Origin of the sequence: Serratia sp. FS14, assembly GCF_000695995.1 — a bacterium.
GTDB classification, from domain to species: domain Bacteria; phylum Pseudomonadota; class Gammaproteobacteria; order Enterobacterales; family Enterobacteriaceae; genus Serratia; species Serratia nematodiphila.
The window spans coordinates 4,339,435-4,359,671 of the sequence record NZ_CP005927.1 but is presented as its reverse complement, the minus strand read 5'-3'; the positions used below and the strand labels follow the sequence as shown (position 1 = coordinate 4,359,671).

At 58.1% G+C, this 20,237-nt stretch carries 14 protein-coding genes; 10 read left to right on the top strand and 4 right to left on the bottom strand.

Annotated elements, in window-relative coordinates; all coding sequences use genetic code 11:
* The first annotated feature begins 141 nt into the window (after nt 1–141).
* Nucleotides 142–1,293: an MFS transporter gene (locus tag L085_RS19930; protein ID WP_033642558.1), complete on the top strand. Its 1,152-nt coding sequence runs from the start codon at nt 142–144 to the stop codon at nt 1,291–1,293.
* A 49-nt stretch (nt 1,294–1,342) separates the two neighbouring features.
* On the opposite strand, the gene pflA is transcribed toward L085_RS19930, so the two are convergent.
* From pflA to ycaO, 4 genes are all read right to left on the bottom strand, one after another.
* Nucleotides 1,343–2,083: a pyruvate formate lyase 1-activating protein gene (gene pflA, locus L085_RS19925; RefSeq protein WP_031299859.1), complete on the bottom strand. Its 741-nt coding sequence runs from the start codon at nt 2,081–2,083 to the stop codon at nt 1,343–1,345.
* 281 nt (nt 2,084–2,364) lie between these two features.
* Nucleotides 2,365–4,647 carry a formate C-acetyltransferase gene (gene pflB / locus L085_RS19920; protein ID WP_004928286.1) on the bottom strand — a complete coding sequence of 761 codons (2,283 nt, stop codon included), beginning with the start codon at nt 4,645–4,647 and terminating at the stop codon, nt 2,365–2,367.
* Between the two features lie 54 nt (nt 4,648–4,701).
* Nucleotides 4,702–5,562, bottom strand: a complete 861-nt coding sequence (focA, locus tag L085_RS19915) for a formate transporter FocA (RefSeq protein ID WP_004928284.1) — start codon at nt 5,560–5,562, stop codon at nt 4,702–4,704.
* A gap of 461 nt (nt 5,563–6,023) precedes the next feature.
* Nucleotides 6,024–7,787 (bottom strand): 30S ribosomal protein S12 methylthiotransferase accessory factor YcaO, encoded by a 1,764-nt coding sequence (gene ycaO, locus L085_RS19910; RefSeq protein ID WP_044031535.1) that lies wholly within the window; start codon nt 7,785–7,787, stop codon nt 6,024–6,026.
* Between the two features lie 148 nt (nt 7,788–7,935).
* On the opposite strand from ycaO, the gene ansB reads away from it, so the two are divergent.
* From ansB to lpxK, 9 genes are all read left to right on the top strand, one after another.
* Nucleotides 7,936–8,982, top strand: coding sequence for an L-asparaginase 2 (gene ansB, locus L085_RS19905; RefSeq protein WP_021504333.1), 1,047 nt, complete (start codon nt 7,936–7,938; stop codon nt 8,980–8,982).
* Nucleotides 8,983–9,284: 302 nt separating this feature from the next.
* On the top strand, nt 9,285–10,370 hold the full coding sequence (gene serC / locus L085_RS19900; RefSeq protein WP_044031534.1) for a 3-phosphoserine/phosphohydroxythreonine transaminase: 1,086 nt from the start codon (nt 9,285–9,287) through the stop codon (nt 10,368–10,370).
* A gap of 113 nt (nt 10,371–10,483) precedes the next feature.
* Nucleotides 10,484–11,770 carry a 3-phosphoshikimate 1-carboxyvinyltransferase gene (gene aroA, locus L085_RS19895; RefSeq protein WP_044031533.1) on the top strand — a complete coding sequence of 429 codons (1,287 nt, stop codon included), beginning with the start codon at nt 10,484–10,486 and terminating at the stop codon, nt 11,768–11,770.
* A gap of 259 nt (nt 11,771–12,029) precedes the next feature.
* Nucleotides 12,030–12,719 (top strand): (d)CMP kinase, encoded by a 690-nt coding sequence (cmk, locus tag L085_RS19890; RefSeq protein ID WP_004928270.1) that lies wholly within the window; start codon nt 12,030–12,032, stop codon nt 12,717–12,719.
* Between the two features lie 184 nt (nt 12,720–12,903).
* Nucleotides 12,904–14,577 (top strand): 30S ribosomal protein S1, encoded by a 1,674-nt coding sequence (gene rpsA / locus L085_RS19885; RefSeq protein ID WP_004928267.1) that lies wholly within the window; start codon nt 12,904–12,906, stop codon nt 14,575–14,577.
* Between the two features lie 62 nt (nt 14,578–14,639).
* On the top strand, nt 14,640–14,924 hold the full coding sequence (gene ihfB, locus L085_RS19880; RefSeq protein WP_004928264.1) for an integration host factor subunit beta: 285 nt from the start codon (nt 14,640–14,642) through the stop codon (nt 14,922–14,924).
* A gap of 276 nt (nt 14,925–15,200) precedes the next feature.
* Nucleotides 15,201–17,471 (top strand): ComEC family protein, encoded by a 2,271-nt coding sequence (locus tag L085_RS19875; protein WP_080497453.1) that lies wholly within the window; start codon nt 15,201–15,203, stop codon nt 17,469–17,471.
* Nucleotides 17,472–17,506: 35 nt separating this feature from the next.
* Entirely contained in the window at nt 17,507–19,255 is a 1,749-nt protein-coding gene (msbA, locus tag L085_RS19870) for a lipid A ABC transporter ATP-binding protein/permease MsbA (RefSeq protein ID WP_021504329.1), read from the top strand.
* On the top strand, nt 19,255–20,235 hold the full coding sequence (lpxK, locus tag L085_RS19865; RefSeq protein WP_044031532.1) for a tetraacyldisaccharide 4'-kinase: 981 nt from the start codon (nt 19,255–19,257) through the stop codon (nt 20,233–20,235). Before msbA ends, lpxK begins: the two co-directional genes overlap by 1 nt.
* Nucleotides 20,236–20,237 lie beyond the last annotated feature (2 nt).

Below are 20,237 nucleotides of genomic sequence, written 5' to 3'. Positions count from 1 at the left end.
CGCTCTGCGCTGAGCATAGCGCTTTTTCAGCCGCTTAGCCGGAAACAAATCGTGCGCTGGAATGATAAGAGGCGATTGACTTTTTTATCGCCAGTGGCATGATGCGCGCACTCTCATTGCGCGTTCGGTCACAATTTCACTATGTCCGCATACTCCCGCCCAGTGCTCCTGTTGCTCTGCGGCCTCTTGCTGCTCACGGTATCCATTGCCGTTTTGAATACGTTAGTGCCGCTTTGGTTAACCCATGCTCAGCTGTCGACCTGGCAAGTGGGAATGGTCAGCTCCTCCTATTTCAGCGGCAACCTGTTGGGCACGTTGGTGGCGGGCAAACTGATCCAGCGCGTCGGCTTCACCCGCAGCTACCATCTCTCCTGTTTGTTGTTCGCCGCCGCGACCGCCGGTATGGTGCTGTCGATCGATTTCTGGAGCTGGCTGGGCTGGCGCTTCTTCGCCGGCGTCGGTTGCGCCTGGATCTGGGTGATTGTGGAAAGCGCGCTGCTGCGCAGCGGCAATCTCAGCAACCGCGGCCAGCTGCTGGCGGCCTATATGATTGTCTATTACCTCGGTACGGTGACCGGCCAATTGCTGTTGAGCATGACCTCGACCGAATTGCTGCACGTGGTGCCGTGGGTGACCGCCATCGTGATCAGCGCCATGCTGCCGATGCTGTTCGCGCGGGTCAACCGCCATGAAGACGAGCCGCAGCAGGCGGCGGTGTGGACAATGTTGAGACGCCGCAGCGCGCGCCTCGGCATCAACGGCTGCATCATCTCCGGCATCGTGCTCGGTTCGCTGTATGGCCTGATGCCGCTGTACCTCTCTCATCAGGGCATGAGCGACGCTAACGTCGGCTACTGGATGGCGCTGTTGGTCAGCTCCGGCATCGTCGGCCAATGGCCGGTCGGGCGCCTGGCCGATCGTTACGGGCGCCTGCTGGTGCTGCGCATTCAGGTGTTTGTGGTGATCCTCGCCAGCGTGGCGATGCTCGGCAACTACGCCATGGCGCCTTCACTGTTCATCCTCGGCTGCGCCGGCTTTACCCTGTATCCGGTGGCGATGTCCTGGGCCTGTGAGAAGGCAATGCCGCACGAACTGGTGGCGATGAACCAGGCGCTGCTGATGAGTTACACCATCGGCAGCTTGCTGGGCCCATCGATGACGGCGCTGCTGATGCAGAACTATTCCGACCGCGTGCTGTTCGTGATGATCGCCGCCGTGGCGCTGGTTTACCTGCTGATGCTGCTGAAAAAGCAGAAGCCGGATCGCCATCACACGCCGTTCGCCGCTGCCTGAGCATAAAAAAACCGGCCATGAGCCGGTTTTTTCTTTGGCGCTGCGTCAGTCAGTAGATCACTTTGTGGCCGTAGCTTTCCAGGATGCCTTTGACGCGGTCCATGGTCTCGGCCTTCGGCGGATGCACGCCGTCCAGTTTGTACTCTTCCCCCATCGCTATCCATTTGTGCTTGCCCAGCTCGTGGTAAGGCAGCAGCTCGATTTTCTCGATGTTGGTCATGTCTTTGGTGAACTCGCCCAGCAGGTGCGCCGATTTATCGTCGTCTGACCAACCCGGCACCACCACGTAACGGATCCAGGTGCGCTGGTTGCGTTTCGCCAGGTAGCGGGCGAATTCCAGCGTGCGATGGTTGGAAACGCCGACCAGATTCTGGTGGATCTCATCGTTCATCTGTTTCAGATCCAGCATCACCAGATCGGTGGTGTCCAGCAGCTCGTCGATCACCGGATCGTAGCGGCGCACGAAGCCGTTGGTATCCAGGCAGGTATTGATGCCTTCGGCGTGGCAGGCGCGGAACCAGTCGCGCACGAATTCAGCCTGCAGGATCGCTTCGCCGCCGGATGCGGTCACGCCGCCGCCGGAAGCGTTCATGAAGTGGCGGTAGGCCACCGCGTCTTTCATCAGCTCTTCGACGGTCACTTCTTTGCCGCCGTGGGTATCCCAGGTGTCGCGGTTATGGCAATAGAGGCAGCGCATCAGGCAGCCCTGGAAGAAGACGATAAAGCGGATCCCTGGCCCGTCGACGGTGCCGCAGGATTCGAAGGAGTGGATGCGACCAGTTACTGACATTGCGGGGTTTTCTCCAATATTGACTGTCAAACGCAGTCTAAAAATAGGCGCGTGGCCGCCGGCCAGGTATCTGCGATGCAGTGGCGGAGTGAGCCCGCCACCGGGGGTAATGATGCCTGTCGGCCGGTCAGTTGCCGGATAACTGTTTTGCCGGCTATCCATTCAGTATAGATGTCCGGCAAAACAGACTCGTACAGAGTCAGGGGAGAGCGGTGGGAGAAAAGGGCCGGCAGAACCGGCCCTGACGTTGCTACCGGGCGGTTTCCCGCCCGGCTGGCGCATTACATCGTTTGAGTGAAGGTACGAGTAATGACGTCCTGCTGTTGCTCTTTGGTCAGCGAGTTGAAGCGCACGGCGTAACCGGAGACGCGGATGGTCAGCTGAGGGTATTTCTCAGGGTTTTCCATCGCGTCCAGCAGCATTTCGCGGTTCATTACGTTGACGTTCAGGTGCTGGCCGCCTTCGATGGAGGCTTCATGGTGGAAGTAACCATCCATCAGGCCCGCCAGGTTGGCTTTACGCACGTCGTCGTCTTTACCCAGCGCGTTAGGCACGATGGAGAAGGTGTAGGAGATCCCGTCTTTCGCGTAGGCAAACGGCAGTTTGGCTACCGAGGTCAGGGAGGCGACTGCGCCTTTCTGGTCGCGGCCGTGCATCGGGTTGGCACCTGGGCCGAATGGTGCGCCGGCGCGGCGGCCATCCGGGGTGTTACCGGTTTTCTTACCGTACACCACGTTGGAGGTGATGGTCAGTACGGACTGGGTCGGTACCGCGTTGCGGTAGGTGCGCAGTTTCTGAATTTTCTTCATGAAACGCTCAACCAGGTCGCAGGCGATGTCATCGACGCGGGCGTCATTGTTACCGAACTGTGGATACTCGCCTTCCACTTTGAAGTCGATAGCCAGGCCGTCTTCGTCGCGAATGGTGGTGACTTTCGCGTACTTGATGGCGGACAGGGAGTCGGCCGCCACGGACAGACCGGCGATGCCGCAAGCCATGGTGCGATAAACGTCACGGTCATGCAGCGCCATCAGCGCAGCTTCGTAGCTGTACTTGTCGTGCATGTAGTGAATGATGTTCAGCGCGGTCACGTACTGCTTGGCCAGCCAATCCATAAAGTGGTCCATGCGGGCCATGACTTTGTCATAGTCCAGCACTTCGTCCATCATCGGCGCTTCTTTCGGGCCGACCTGCATTTTCAGTTTTTCGTCAACGCCGCCGTTGATGGCGTACAGCATGGTTTTCGCCAGGTTGGCGCGGGCGCCGAAGAACTGCATTTGTTTGCCGACGATCATCGGGCTGACGCAGCAAGCGATGGCATAGTCATCGTTGTTGAAGTCAGGGCGCATCAGGTCGTCGTTTTCGTACTGAACGGAAGAGGTGTCGATGGACACTTTCGCCGCGAATTTCTTGAAGTTCAGCGGCAGCTTCTCAGACCACAGGATGGTCATGTTCGGTTCCGGAGACGGCCCCATGGTGTACAGGGTGTTCAGGAAGCGGAAGCTGTTTTTGGTGACCAGGGTACGGCCGTCGACGCCCATACCGGCCAGGGACTCAGTCGCCCAGATTGGGTCGCCGGAGAACAGCTCATCGTACTCAGGGGTACGCAGGAAGCGCACCATACGCAGTTTCATCACCAGGTGGTCGATCAGTTCCTGCGCTTGCTCTTCGGTCAGTTTGCCCGCCTTGATGTCGCGCTCGATGAACACGTCGAGGAAGGTGGACACGCGGCCGAAGGACATGGCGGCGCCGTTCTGGGATTTCACCGCGGCCAGGTAGCCGAAGTAGGTCCACTGCACCGCTTCTTGCGCGCTGGTGGCTGGGCCGGAGATGTCGTAACCGTATTTGGCGGCCATCTCTTTGATCTGAGCCAGAGCGCGATGCTGTTCAGCGATCTCTTCGCGCAGCTGGATGGTCATTTCCAGGTCTTCGCCGTTTTCCAGTTTTTCCTGCAGCGATTTGAACTGGTTCAGCTTGTCGGCCATCAGGAAGTCGATACCGTACAGCGCAACGCGGCGGTAGTCGCCGATGATGCGGCCGCGGCCGTAGGCGTCCGGCAGACCGGTCAGCACGCCGGATTTACGGCAGTTCAGGATGTCTTTGGTGTAAACGTCGAATACGCCCTGGTTGTGGGTTTTGCGGTATTCGGTGAACACTTTTTTCAGCTGCGGATCCAGTTCGCGGCCGTACACTTTGCACGAACCTTCGACCATTTTGATGCCGCCGAACGGGATCAGCGCGCGTTTCAGAGGGGCGTCGGTCTGCAGACCCACGATGGTTTCCAGCTCTTTGGCGATGTAACCCGCGTCGTGAGAAACGATGGTTGAAGCAACGTTGGTGTCGAAATCAACCGGCGCATGAGTGCGGTTTTCCAGTTTGATCCCTTCCATAACCTTGTCCCACAAGGTGGTGGTGGCTTGAGTAGCGCCAGCCAGGAAGGATTCGTCACCCTCATAAGGCGTGTAGTTTTTCTGGATGAAGTCACGAACGTTGACTTCATTCTGCCAGTCACCCTTGCTGAAACCTTCCCAAGCGTTGGCTAATTTCTCGTTAAGTTCGGTCATTGTACACCTACCTTTGATTGTGGATTTCTAACTCTGCGCGCGGTTACTCACAGCTTAGTGCTGCTCGCGGCCCCCGCGCAGATAAATTACCCAGTAAGTCAACCCAACCAGCAGACCGCCGCCGATGATGTTACCGAGGGTGACCGGAATCAGGTTGTCGATGATGAAGTTGCTTACTGTCAGATGAGCGAATTGCTCAGGTACCGCCCCTACGGCTTGCCAGAATTCCGGCGTGGCGAAGTGTTTGACCACGATGCCCATAGGGATCATAAACATGTTGGCGATGCTGTGTTCGAAGCCGCTGGCGACAAACATCCCGACCGGCAGCACCATGGCGAGCATCTTGTCGGTCAGGGTACGGCCGGAGTAGCTCATCCAGACCGCCAGGCAGACCATCAGGTTGGCCAGAATGCCGAGGCACACGGCTTCGATGAAGGTGTGATGCAGCTTGTGGTCTGCGGTTTGCAGGACATTCAGGCCCCACTGGCCGTTGGCGACCATATACTCGCCGGAGAACCAGATCAGCGCCACGAAGAACAGCGCGCCGACCAGGTTGCCGAGATAAACGTTCAGCCAGTTGGCGCCCAGCTGGCCCCAGCTGATGCGGCCGCTGGCCTTGGCGATGACGATAAGCACGGTAGAGGTGAACAGGTCGGCGCCCGACACCACCACCAGCATTAACCCGAGAGAGAAGCAGATGCCGCCGACCAGTTTCGCCAGCCCGAAAGGCACGCCGGCGGTGCCGGTGGTCGCCGTGATGTAGAAGACGAAGGCGATGGAAATGAAGACACCGGCGGTGATCGCCAAATAAAACGTTTTCAGCGGATGTTTGGTGGCTTTATACACGCCGGCATCTTCAGCGATTTTCGCCGTTGCCGCAGGTAAAATCAGATCGAAGGGGCTGTCAGTTTTCAAACTAACTCTCGCTCTTAAGGGTTAAAACAACGCAATGAGATACTAGCAAAGCAGTATAGGGGAAAATTTGATTTGGATCATAAGGCGGGGAAGTAGAGCGGTGAAATGGCGTGTTTTTTGTGTGGTTTTTATGGTTAATTTATTGATTTTTAATCAAAAACATTTTTTTAATGTTTGCAAATTTTTTTGAATCCACCGAGTGGTCGGCGTGGAGTAAAGTTAAATTTTTAGGCGTTTTGTCGCCGCGCGGCGTTGAAAGTTTAATTATCGGTTAATTATTATTTCACCGTCCGGCAACAATTGACGGTTTATTTATTTTTATGGTCGTTTAACCACCTATTTCCCGGCGAAAAAATAAAACCGAATGCGTTGAAATAAACCGCAAAATTGAAAACGCCGCAACGGAGTGCGGCGTTTGGCAACAGGGGTACTCCCAAAGTGGCAGTATCCCCTGATGATGCTTAGGCCTTGGCCCAGTGGCGGCGTTTGGCCGCCTGCAGCTTCTCGTAAGCCGCCAGCAGCGCCTGATGGGCCGGCAGCGCCTTCAGATCGGCATCGACGGCGAACAGCCCGTTGAAGCGCTCTTCACCGCTGATGGCGGCGGAGGCGGCGTCGACCGCTTCCTGGCCGTACATCTTCACGAACGCGGTATAATACTGCGCCGCTTCGCGTTCAGGCTCCTGCGCCAGCAGCAGCAGCGTTTGCAGGCAGCGGTAGTAGTTGCTGCGCGCCGGGCTCAGCACCGAGGCGTTGAAGTCCTGCGTCCATTCGGTCCAAATCAGCGCCTGATCCAGATCGCCGCCCGCCAGCGCCAGCATCGATTTCAGCTCGCCCACGCGCAGGGTATACCAGGCGTTGTCTTTGCCGCTGGCAATGCCCAGCAGTTCGCGCACGCGGGTGAAATCGTCCAGCCCTTCGTCGTCCAACTGCTCGATCAGCGCCAGGTATTCTTCCGGCTCCCACTCGCTGCCCGGCAGCGCCAGCAGCGTATCGCGCAGGTGCGCGCCCATGCTGTTGTTAGCCAGCAGCAGGTCTTCCGCCGGGTAGATATCGGACATGCCCGGCACGATGATGCGGCAAGCGTAGACGCCCAGGTGCTCGTAGTCGGCGATGTACACTTCCGCGTCTTCCTTGTCGAAGATGCTCATCAGGGTGGCGAACTCTTCCTGCGTGCTGCCGCTGAAGTTCCAGTCAACGAACGGGTAATCGGCATCCTGTTTGAACAGATCCCAGGAGATCAGACCGCTGGAGTCGATGAAGTGCGTTTCCAGGTTGGTGTGTTCCGCCACTTCTTCGTCATCGAAGGTCGGCGCGGTGAACACGTCGAGATCTTTCAGGCTGCGGCCCTGCAGCAGTTCGGTTACCGTGCGCTCCAGCGCCACGCCGAAGTCCGGATGCGCGCCGAATGAAGCGAAACAGGTGCCGTTGGTCGGGTTGAACAGCACCACGCAGATCACCGGGTAGTTGCCGCCCAACGAGGCGTCATAGGAGAGGGTCGGGAAACCTTCCTCTTCCAGCTTGGCGATAGCTTCCACCACGCCCGGGTAGCGGTTCAGCACCTCGTCCGGGATCGCCGGCAGGCTGATGGATTCGGCGATGATGCGGTTTTTCACATAACGCTCGAACACTTCCGACAGGCCCTGCACGCGCGCTTCGTTGGCGGTGTTGCCGGCGGACATGCCGTTGGAAACATACAGGTTGCCGATGATATTCATCGGGATGTACACGGTTTGCTGGTCGGACTGACGGGTAAACGGCAGTGCACATACCCCGCGATCGGCGTTGCCGGACTGCAGATCGACCAGATCGCTGGCGCTCAGCTCTTGCTGCGGATCGTAGAAGGCGTGCAGACGTTCGTCGAGGATGCCGGCCGGCAGCGCGTCGTCTTCAGGGATCGGGAACCATTTCTCATTCGGATAGTGCACGAAGTCGCCTTCGGCGATCTGCTTGCCCAGATAGAAATCGGCGAAGAAGTAGTTGGTGGACAGGCGCTCGAAATATTCACCCAGCGCGGAGGCCAGCGCGGCTTTTTTGCTGGCGCCTTTGCCGTTGGTGAAGCACAGCGGGCAATCGCGATCGCGGATGTGCACCGACCACACGTGCGGCACCGGGTTCAGCCAGGAGGCTTCTTCGATGTTGAAACCGAGATCGCTCAGTTTCTGCTGGAAACGGGAGATGGAGTCTTCCAGGGCGGCGTCTTTACCGGGGATAAAAGTTTGCGTCATTGTCTTCACTTTTTGCGCGTACTAAAAACGCGCAATGATACGGGGTTTTACGCTGGAGCTCCACGTATTCCTAAAGCGGTGGCAAAGTCACAGTTTTTTTAAGGATAAAGACCATAATTCAGCAAGTTATCTGTCACGGAGAAATCTAATGAAATCAGTGAAACTCAGCGCGTTAACCCTCTTGTTGACCGGTGTCAGCGCCTCGGCGCTGGCGCTGCCCAACATCACCCTGCTGGCGACCGGCGGCACTATCGCCGGCGGCGGCGATTCGGCGACGAAATCCAACTATACCGCGGGCAAACTGGGCGTCGAGGCGTTGGTCGATGCGGTGCCGGCGCTGAAAGATATCGCCAACGTGCAGGGGGAACAGGTGGTGAACATCGGCTCGCAGGACATGAACGATCAGGTCTGGCTGACGCTGGCGAAGAAAATTGACGCCGACTGCGGCAAAACCGACGGCTTCGTCATCACTCACGGCACCGATACGCTGGAAGAGACGGCCTATTTCCTTGATTTGACGGTGAAATGCGACAAGCCGGTGGTATTGGTGGGGGCGATGCGGCCGGCGACGGCGATGAGCGCCGACGGCCCGTTCAACCTGTATAACGCGGTGGTGACGGCGGCGGATCCGCAATCGGCCAACCGCGGGGTGCTGGTGGCGATGAACGACACCGTGCTGGACGCGCGTGACGTCACCAAGACCAATACCACCGCCGTGCAGACCTTCCAGTCGCCAAACTACGGCCCGTTGGGGTATATCCACAACGGCAAGATCGATTATCAGCGTTCGCCGCAGCGTAAGCATACCCGGGAGACGCCGTTCGACGTCAGCAAGCTGAACGAGCTGCCGAAGGTCGGCATCGTCTACAACTACGCCAACGCCTCCGATGCGCCAGCCAAGGCCCTGATCGCCGAAGGCTATCAGGGCATCGTCAGCGCCGGGGTCGGCAACGGCAACCTGTATAAAACCGTGTTCGACACCCTGGCGACGGCGGCGCACAACGGCGTGGCGGTGGTGCGTTCTTCGCGCGTGCCGACCGGCGCCACCACCGAGGATGCGGAAGTGGACGACGCCAAGTACGGCTTCGTGGCCGCCGGCACGCTGAATCCGCAAAAGGCGCGCATTCTGCTGCAGCTGGCGCTGACGCAAACCAAAGACGCGAAGCAGATCCAGCAGATGTTTAATCAGTACTGATCGTTTCTTCTCCTGCGGGGGCCATCCGGGCTCCCGCAGCCATGTTGGCTGAATACAGCATAAAACACCGCGTTAACCCGCTGAATTTCCCCATGTCACAGGGTTTTATCGTCCAAACAATCGCGACGGCCGCAGAGCCTGTCATCACCCGGCACGGCCGTTTGCCGCCGACGGGCGAATAAGCGTTGCAGCCATGGGGCGTGAGTGATAAAACCGGAGGGTTGGTTAACGCGAGCGTTAACTTCGGGCGTCTTTTCGACAGGTCGCTTTTCTGCGGCGAACAGTGAATGTGGTGAGGGGAAATGACTCAGGTTTATAATTTTAGCTCTGGCCCGGCGATGCTGCCGGTGGAAGTGTTGCGTCGTGCGGAACAGGAACTGTGCAACTGGCACGGCCTGGGAACGTCAGTGATGGAGATCAGTCACCGCAGCAAAGAATTCATCGCCGTTGCCGAGCAGGCGGAACAGGATCTGCGCGATCTGCTGAAAGTCCCCTCCAACTATAAAGTGCTGTTTTGCCATGGTGGCGCGCGCGCGCAATTCGCCGCGCTGCCGCTGAACCTGCTGGGCGACAAGGCTACCGCCGACTATATCGACGGCGGCTATTGGGCGCACAGCGCCATCAAGGAAGCGGAAAAGTATTGCGCTCCGAACGTCATCGACGTGAAAACCCGCATCGACGGCCTGAGCGGCATCACGCCGATGAAAGAGTGGCAACTGAGCAACGACGCGGCTTACGTGCATTATTGCCCGAATGAGACCATCGACGGCGTGGCCATCGATGAAACGCCGGACTTCGGCGACAAAGTGGTGATCGGCGATTACTCCTCGACCATCCTGTCCCGCCCGCTCGACGTCAGCCGCTTCGGCGTGATTTACGCCGGCGCGCAGAAAAATATCGGCCCGGCCGGCCTGACGCTGGTGATCGTGCGTGACGATCTGTTGGGCAAGGCGCGTAAAGAAGTGCCGTCGATCCTCGATTACACCGTGTTGGCCGAGAACGATTCGATGTTCAACACCCCGCCGACCTTCGCCTGGTACCTGTCCGGGCTGGTGTTCAAATGGCTGAAAGAACAGGGCGGCCTGGTGGAGATGCAAAAACGCAATCAGGCCAAGGCCGAGTTGCTGTATGCGACCATCGATAAATCCGACTTTTACCGCAGCCAGGTGGCGATCGACAACCGCTCGTGGATGAACGTGCCGTTCCAGCTGGCCGATGCAGCGCTGGATAAGGTGTTCCTCAGCGAAGCCGAGGCCATCGGCCTGCAGGCGCTGAAAGGTCACCGGGTAGTTGGCGGCATGCGCGCTTCTATTTACAATGCGATGCCGCTGGCCGGCGTACAGGCGCTGACCGACTTTATGACCGATTTCGAGCGTCGTCACGGTTGATCCCGTCAGCTCGCCGGGCGCGGGCTGACCAGGCTGTTGTCCTTTTGCATTAAAGCGGCTCCGGCATTATTCCGGAGCCGTTTCGTTTATCAGAATTGGAGAGTTTTGTTCACATGGTGGATTCCCTGACGTTACAACCGGTCGCCCTGGTCAATGGCACCGTCAACTTACCCGGCTCCAAGAGCGTTTCCAACCGTGCTCTGCTGCTGGCGGCGCTGGCGGAGGGAACGACCCGGCTGACCAACTTGCTGGATAGCGACGATGTGCGTCATATGCTGAATGCGCTGCAGGCGTTGGGCGTGAACTACCGGCTTTCCGCCGACCGCACCGTGTGTGAAGTCACCGGCGTGGCCGGGCCGCTGGTAGCCGACCAGCCGCTGGAACTGTTCCTCGGCAACGCCGGCACCGCGATGCGCCCACTGGCGGCGGCGCTGTGCCTCGGCGAAGGCGACGTGGTGCTGACCGGGGAACCCCGCATGAAAGAACGTCCGATCGGCCATTTGGTGGACGCGTTGCGCCAGGGCGGGGCGCAGATTGATTACCTCGAACAGACCGATTATCCGCCGATTCGCCTGCGCGGTGGCTTCCAGGGCGGCGACGTCACCGTCGACGGCAGCGTCTCCAGCCAGTTCCTGACCGCGTTGCTGATGGCCGCGCCGCTGGCGCCGCAGGATACGCAGATCCACATCAAGGGCGAGCTGGTTTCCAAGCCGTACATCGACATCACGCTGCACCTGATGCGTACCTTCGGCGTATCGGTGAGCCACGACAATTACCGGGTGTTCCACATTCAGGGGCGCCAGACGTATATCGCGCCGGGCGACTATCTGGTTGAAGGCGACGCTTCTTCCGCGTCCTACTTCCTGGCGGCGGCGGCGATCAAAGGCGGCACCGTGCGCGTGACCGGCATCGGCCGCAAAAGCGTGCAGGGCGACACCAAATTCGCCGATGTGCTGGAGAAAATGGGCGCGCGCATCACCTGGGGTGACGATTTCATCGAGTGCAGCCGCGGTGAACTGCGCGGCATCGACATGGACATGAACCACATTCCCGACGCGGCGATGACCATCGCCACCGCAGCGCTGTTCGCCGAGGGGCCGACCACCATCCGCAATATCTACAACTGGCGGGTGAAGGAGACCGACCGTCTGGCGGCGATGGCCACCGAGCTGCGTAAAGTGGGGGCGGAAGTGGACGAAGGCGAAGACTACATTCACGTCGTGCCGCCGGCCAAACTGCAGTTCGCCGAGATCGGCACCTACAACGATCACCGCATGGCAATGTGCTTCTCGCTGGTGGCGCTGTCGGATACGCCGGTCACCATTCTCGATCCGAAATGCACCGCGAAGACCTTCCCGGATTATTTCGAACAGCTGGCGCGCATCAGCCAGCCGGCGTAACCCGTCAAATCGTTTATTTTAAGGCCCCTTTGCGGGCCTTTATCGTTTTTAACCTTTGGCGACCGGCGTTTCTTCTATACTTTTTCGCGGTTGTGCGCTTATTTTCAACAACCGGATAGTTCCAGGGTAACAGATCGCCGTAGGGCAGCGTATAATACGCCACCGTATTTGCCCCTGATTGGGCAGGTGACAGAGCTCACGGGCTTCGAGTCGAAGCACGCCGTGTCTCTGTGAGGTTTTCTACCTGAAGGAGAGAGAAATGACGGCTACAGCCCCGGTGATAACCGTTGATGGACCAAGTGGCGCGGGCAAAGGCACGCTGTGTAAAGCGTTGGCCGAGTCCCTTGGTTGGCGTTTGCTGGACTCCGGCGCGATCTATCGCGTGCTGGCGCTGGCGGCGTTGCATCATCAGGTGGATATCACTTCTGAGGAAGCGCTGGTTCCGCTGGCCGCACATCTCGATGTTCGCTTCGTTGCCCAGGACGGCAAGCTGCAGGTGATTTTGGAAGGTGAGGACGTCAGTAATGAGATCCGCACCGAAACCGTCGGCAACACCGCGTCGCAAGCGGCTGCGTTTCCGCGCGTGCGCGAGGCGTTGCTGCGCCGCCAGCGCGCATTCCGTGAGGCGCCCGGCCTGATTGCCGATGGCCGCGACATGGGCACGGTGGTGTTCCCTGACGCGCCGGTCAAGATTTTCCTCGACGCCAGCTCGGAGGAGCGCGCGCACCGCCGCATGCTGCAGTTGCAGGAGAAAGGCTTTAATGTTAACTTTGAACGTCTTTTAGCCGAGATAAAGGAACGGGACGACCGTGACCGTAATCGGCCTATCGCGCCTCTGGTGCCCGCTTCTGACGCCCTCGTGCTGGATTCTACCAGCATGTCGATCGAAGAGGTGATCCGGCAGGCGTTGACGTATGCACAGAAAGTGTTGGCGTTGCCGCAGCAATAAGCGCGGCGGCGCTATTGGCTTTTTGTCATATTTGTCATAGCGGTATCGCAATATATCGGGTAAAATTTTACCCCTGTAACCTTAAACCCTGTCGGCATGGAGCCAATGGCGGGGTATGTGAAACAACCCCATTCGGCGGGACGCTAAATGGACGTTAAACTAAAGAACCCTGAAGATTAACAACATGACTGAATCTTTCGCTCAACTCTTTGAAGAATCCTTAAAAGAAATCGAAACCCGCCCGGGTTCCATCGTTCGTGGCGTCGTTGTTGCTATCGACAAAGATATCGTACTGGTTGACGCCGGTCTGAAATCTGAGTCTGCCATCCCGGCTGAGCAATTCAAAAACGCCCAGGGCGAGCTGGAAATCCAGGTTGGTGACGAAGTTGACGTTGCTCTGGATGCTGTTGAAGACGGCTTCGGTGAAACCCTGCTGTCCCGTGAGAAAGCTAAGCGTCACGAAGCTTGGATCACGCTGGAAAAAGCCTACGAAGAAGCTGAGACTGTAACCGGTGTTATCAACGGCAAAGTGAAGGGTGGCTTCACCGTCGAGCTGAACGGCATCCGCGCGTTCCTGCCAGGTTCCCTGGTTGACGTGCGTCCGGTACGTGACACTCTGCACCTGGAAGGCAAAGAGCTTGAGTTCAAAGTCATCAAGCTGGATCAGAAGCGCAACAACGTTGTCGTTTCTCGCCGTGCGGTTATCGAATCCGAGAACAGCGCTGAGCGCGATCAACTGCTGGAAAACCTGCAGGAAGGCATGGAAGTTAAAGGTATCGTTAAGAACCTCACTGACTACGGTGCATTCGTTGATCTGGGCGGCGTAGACGGCCTGCTGCACATCACTGACATGGCTTGGAAACGCGTTAAGCACCCAAGCGAAATCGTCAACGTTGGCGATGAAATCACTGTTAAAGTGCTGAAGTTCGACCGCGAGCGTACTCGTGTATCCCTGGGCCTGAAACAGCTGGGCGAAGATCCATGGGTTGCTATCGCGAAACGTTACCCAGAAGGCACCAAGCTGACTGGCCGTGTAACCAACCTGACTGATTACGGCTGCTTCGTAGAAATCGAAGAAGGCGTTGAAGGTCTGGTACACGTTTCTGAAATGGATTGGACCAACAAAAACATCCATCCGTCCAAAGTTGTTAACGTGGGCGACGTAGTGGAAGTGATGGTTCTGGACATCGATGAAGAACGTCGTCGTATCTCCCTGGGCCTGAAGCAGTGCAAATCCAACCCATGGCAGCAGTTCGCAGAGACCCACAACAAGGGCGACCGCGTTGAAGGTAAAATCAAGTCTATCACTGACTTCGGTATCTTCATCGGCCTGGACGGCGGCATCGACGGCCTGGTTCACCTGTCTGACATCTCCTGGAACGTTGCAGGCGAAGAAGCAGTACGTGAATACAAGAAAGGCGACGAAATCGCTGCGGTTGTTCTGCAAGTTGACGCAGAGCGCGAGCGTATCTCCCTGGGCGTGAAGCAACTGGCTGAAGACCCGTTCAATAACTACCTGTCTATGAACAAGAAAGGTGCTATTGTTACTGGTAAAGTCACTGCAGTTGACGCCAAAGGTGCTACAGTTGAATTGGCAGGCGGCGTAGAAGGTTACCTGCGTGCATCTGAAGCCTCTCGCGACCGCATTGAAGATGCAACTCTGGTTCTGAACGTAGGTGACGAAGTTGAAGCTAAATTCACCGGCGTTGACCGTAAGAACCGCGTTGTAAGCCTGTCCGTACGTGCTAAGGACGAAGCTGACGAGAAAGACGCCATCGCAACTGTTAACAACAAACAGGAAGAAGGCAACTTCTCTAACGCAATGGCTGAAGCTTTCAAAGCGGCTAAAGGCGAGTAATGACGGGGGGCGGTCGCTGGCCGCCCCAATACGGTAGTTTAGCTGCAAAGCTTGGAGGTACTATGACCAAGTCTGAACTTATTGAAAGACTTGCTGGCCAGCAATCTCATATTCCGGCGAAGGCCGTTGAGGATGCAGTGAAAGAGATGCTTGAGCACATGGCCGCTACGCTGGCCGAGGGCGAACGCATTGAGATCCGCGGATTCGGCAGTTTTTCTCTTCACTACCGTGCCCCGCGTGTAGGCCGCAACCCGAAAACCGGTGACAAAGTTGAGCTGGACGGCAAGTACGTTCCTCACTTCAAACCAGGCAAAGAGTTGCGTGACCGCGCCAATATCTATGGCTAGTCGCTGACTGATCATAGCGTTGTTGCTTGTAAAGAATATAAAACGGTGCCTGTAAGGCGCCGTTTTTTTTCGCCTGCGATTCTCCACGATACGCTTGTGAAATGCGTACTGCGCCGCATTTGCGGTGTAGTTGCTGCATAAACCTCTCTTACCCTGGCGTGCTCGCCGCATTCTCGCTAAAGCCCGCTGGTCTCGGCATGCCGCTTGACTCATCCTGTTTGCCTGCCGTAACGCGCTTGTGCGCGTGGCGGGTGCGATGGGAGAAGAACGATCAAAATTTCGCTGGATCTGGCGATATTCGCCGTTATCTGCGGCATCTTGCCGCTGCTGATTTTACCGCAGTTGCCAGAACTATGGCTGCTGTGGCCGATGCTGTTTGTCGGCTGCTTGCTGTTGCGCGCGCGTTGGCCGTTCTGCCGCTATTTGGCCTGCCTGGGATTGGGATTCACATGGGCGGTTTTCAACGCCGGAAGCCTGCTCGGGCAAATGGAGCGCTTAACTCGCATGCCGGACGTGACGGCGGTGGTGCAGGTGAGCAGCGTCGCGCTGGAGCCCGCCGCCAGTAAACAGACGCTGATGCGCATCGAGCGGGTCGACGGTCATTGGTTGGCGCCTGCGCTGGCGTTTACCACGACGTGGGCTCCCGAACGGCAGCGGCTGTGCGCCGGGCAGCGTTGGCAATTGAAACTGCGCCTGCGGCCGGTACATGGCAAGCTCAATGAAGGCGGATTTGACAGCCAACGTTGGGCGATTGCCCAGCGCCAGCCGTTGACGGGGCGGGTCAGGCAGGCTCGTTTGCTGGATGGCGATTGCGGGCTGCGCCAGCGCATCATCAGCCATGCGGAAACCAACATCGGTGAATTGCGTTACAAGGCGGTATTGCTGGCGCTGGCGTTTGGGGAACGAACCGCGCTGGAGCAGGCTTTGCGCACGCTGATGCTGAAAACCGGCATCGCTCACCTGATGGCCATTTCAGGGTTGCATGTGGCGATGGTCGCCATTTTGTTCTGGGCCGCGTTGCGAGCGCTGCAGTTTTTTCTTCCCGCCCATTTGATTGGCTATCGCTTTCCATTGGTCGCAGGCTGGGTGGCGACGCTGATCTATGTTTGGTTGGTGGGCGCCCAACCGCCGGCGGTGCGTACCGCGTTGGCGATGACGCTGTGGATGCTGCTGCGCTTGCGCGGCGTTCATTGTTCTTCCTGGCAAGTGTGGCTGTGGTGTATCGGGCTGATTTTGCTGTGCGATCCGTTGGCGGTTTTGTCAGACAGTTTTTGGCTGTCGGTGCTGGCGGTGGGGTGTTTGATTTTTTGGTTTGAATGGGCACCGCTCAGCGAGCGATTTCGCTCGGCCTGGTATTGGGCGCCGGTACGCTGGCTGCATATTCAGTTGGGCATGACGTTGTTGCTGGTGCCGATGCAGGTCGCGCTGTTTTTAGGTCTGACGCTGACCTCGCTGCCTGCCAATCTTTGGGCTGTGCCCATCGTCTCATTGGTGACGGTGCCGTTGATTTTGCTGGCGGTGATCGGCGGCGTCTTCCCCTCGCTAAGTTACGGGCTTTGGTGGTTGGCTGATTTCACGTTGAGCGGGGTGTTTGTGCCGCTGCATTACCTGCAACGCGGTTGGGTGGATTTGGGGGCCGCCTCGCTGCTGGCCAGCATAGCGGGATGGCTTATCGTTATCTGCTGGCGCTTTCATTGGTGGTGGCGCTATGCACCGGGGCTGGCGGCGGTGGCGATATGCTGCGTGTTGTGGCGTGGCAAAGCGCCGGACTATCGCTGGCGCGTCGATATGCTTGATGTCGGGCACGGGTTGGCGGTGGTTATCGAGCAAAACGGCAAGGGGATACTGTACGATACCGGCGATCGTTGGCCCACGGGCAGCGCTGCCGAACGGCATATCTTACCGATGTTGAACTGGCGGAATATTGAACTGGAGCAGATCATTATCAGCCATATTCACCTCGATCATATCGGCGGGCTGCCGGTGATGCGGCGGGCGTTTCCGCAGGCGACGGTGCGCAGCCCGATACGCGGGGAAGGACACTTGCCCTGCATCGCCGGGGAGCGTTGGCGCTGGCAATCGCTGCAATTCGAGGTGCTGTGGCCACCGAAAACGCGCAAAAGGCCGGTCAATGACGACTCCTGCGTGATCCGCATCGACGATGGGCAATTCAGTTTGCTGCTCACCGGCGATGCGGAAAAGAAGGCGGAGGCGCAGCTGTTACGGTTGCGGCGTGATCGCTTGGCGGCTACGGTGTTGCAGGTAGGGCATCACGGCAGCAAGACGTCCTCGACGCCGCCGTTTCTGCGCGCGGTCAATCCCGAAGTGGCGCTGGCCTCCGCATCGCGTTACAACAAATGGCGATTGCCGGCGCGGAAAGTGGTCGCCAGATACCGGGCAAATGGCATCCAATGGCGCGATACGACGCGCTCGGGTCAGTTATCGGTACTTTTTTTCGACAACGATTGGCAAATTAAAGGCTTTCGCGAACAATTAATGCCCCGTTGGTACCATCAGCGGTTTGGCGTAGAGGGTGATAATGAGTAAAATAGGCCGCTATTTCTTCCGATGCTGGTATTTGCATGATGAATGATAAAGATCTCTCGACCTGGCAGACGTTCCGTCGACTCTGGCCGATGATCACTCCTTTTAAGACCGGGCTGATTGTGGCCGCCATTGCGTTGATTATGAACGCAGCGGGGGACACGCTGATGCTGTCTCTGCTTAAACCGCTATTGGACGATGGGTTTGGAAAAACCGACAGCAGCGTGCTGGTATGGATGCCGTTGGCGGTGATTGCGCTGATGTTGATGCGCGGCGTGACCAGTTTTGTTTCAAGCTACTGCATTTCCTGGGTTTCCGGCATGGTGGTGATGCAGATGCGCCGCCGCCTGTTTGGCCACATGATGAGAATGCCGGTGGCCTTCTTCGATCAGCAGTCCACCGGGACTTTGCTGTCGCGCATTACCTATGATTCCGAGCAGGTAGCTTCCTCCTCTTCCAGCGCGCTGGTGACCGTGGTGCGTGAAGGAGCCTCGATCATTGGCCTGTTCATCATGATGTTTTACTACAGCTGGCAGCTGTCGGTGATCCTGATCGTGCTGGCACCGATCGTCTCCATCGCCATTCGCCTGGTGTCCAAGCGTTTCCGCAACATCAGCAAGAACATGCAGAACACCATGGGGCAGGTGACCACCAGCGCCGAGCAGATGCTGAAAGGCCATAAAGAAGTGTTGATCTTCGGCGGCCAGCAGGTGGAAACCGAGCGTTTTAACTCGGTGAGCAACCGCATGCGCCAACAGGGCATGAAACTGGTCTCCGCGTCTTCCATTTCCGATCCGATCATTCAGCTGATCGCTTCGCTGGCTCTGGCGTTCGTGCTGTTTGCCGCCAGCTTCCCAAGCGTGATGGAAACCCTGACCGCCGGCACCATTACCGTGGTGTTCTCGTCGATGATCGCGCTGATGCGTCCGCTGAAGTCGCTGACCAACGTCAATGCCCAGTTCCAGCGAGGGATGGCGGCCTGTCAGACGCTGTTCTCCATTTTGGATATGGAACAGGAAAAAGACACCGGCACCCGCGAAGTGAAGCGTGCGAAAGGCGATATCGAATTCCGCAACGTCACCTTCTACTACCCGGCCAAAGAAACGCCGGCGCTGCGTGATATCAACCTGAAAATCGCCGAAGGCAAAACCGTCGCGTTGGTGGGCCGTTCCGGTTCGGGTAAATCCACCATCGCCAACCTGCTGACGCGCTTCTACGATATTCAGGAAGGCGAAATCCTGATGGATGGCCACGATCTGCGTGAATATACCCTGGCCTCGCTGCGCAATCAGGTGGCCCTGGTTTCACAAAACGTGCACCTGTTCAACGACACCATCGCCAACAACATCGCCTATGCGCGCGAGAGCGAATACAGCCGCGAGCAGATTGAGAAAGCGGCGGAAATGGCGTACGCGATGGACTTCATCAACAAGATGGAAAACGGTCTGGATACGGTGATCGGTGAAAACGGCGTGATGCTGTCCGGCGGCCAACGCCAGCGCATTGCCATCGCGCGTGCTTTGCTGCGCGATTGCCCGATCCTGATCCTGGATGAGGCGACGTCTGCGCTGGATACCGAATCCGAGCGTGCCATTCAGGCCGCGCTGGACGAGCTGCAGAAAGACCGCACTTCGCTGGTGATCGCACACCGTCTGTCGACCATTGAGAAGGCGGACGAGATCCTGGTGGTGGAGGACGGCCGCATCGTCGAACGCGGTGAACACGCCGAGTTGCTTGAGCGCCAGGGCGCCTATGCGCAGCTGCACCGCATGCAGTTTGGTCAATAATGATTGAGCGCATCTGGTCCGGCGGTTCGTTGCTTTATCTGGCGCTATTGCCGCTCTCGTGGCTTTATGGCTTGTTCAGTTGGCTGATCCGTCTCAGTTACCGCTGCGGCCTGCGTAAAAGTTGGCGTTCGCCGGTGCCGGTAGTGGTGGTGGGTAACCTCACCGCCGGCGGCAACGGTAAAACGCCGATGGTGATTTGGCTGGTGGAACACCTGCAACAACGGGGCTATCGCGTTGGCGTGGTGTCACGCGGCTACGGCGGCAAGTCGGCGGTTTATCCGCTGGTGCTCGGTCAGAATACGTCGACCCGCGAGGCGGGCGATGAGCCGGTGCTGATTTATCAACGTACCGGTGCGCCTGTGGCGATCGCGCCCAAGCGAGCTGAGGCGGTGCAGGCCCTGCTGCGACAACAGCCGCTGGATGTGATCATCACCGACGACGGCTTGCAGCACTACGCTTTACAGCGTGACTTCGAGCTGGTGGTCATCGACGGCGTGCGTCGTTTCGGTAACGGCTGGTGGTTGCCGGCCGGGCCGATGCGTGAACGTGCCGCGCGGCTTGGCAGCGTCGATGCGCGCGTCGCCAATGGCGGCGTGGCGCAGGCCGGGGAAATTGCCATGCGTCTGCAGGCGCGTGATGCGGTGAACTTGCTGAGCGGTGAGCGTCGCCCGGCGGCCGAGCTGCCGCGCGTGGTGGCGATGGCGGGTATCGGCCATCCGCCGCGTTTCTTCGCGACGTTGGAAAAGTTGAACGTCGAAGTCGTGCAGGAAGTGGCGTTTGCCGATCATCAGGAATATCAGCAGGAACCGCTGGCGGCGTTGGTTAATGCAGATCAAACGCTGTTGATGACGGAGAAGGACGCGGTGAAGTGTCGCGCCTTTGCCCAGCCCAATTGGTGGTATCTACCGGTTGATGCGGTGCTACCGTCCGCTCAGGCTGAGCAACTGCTGCAGGATATCGAATCTCTGCTGACTAAGTAATC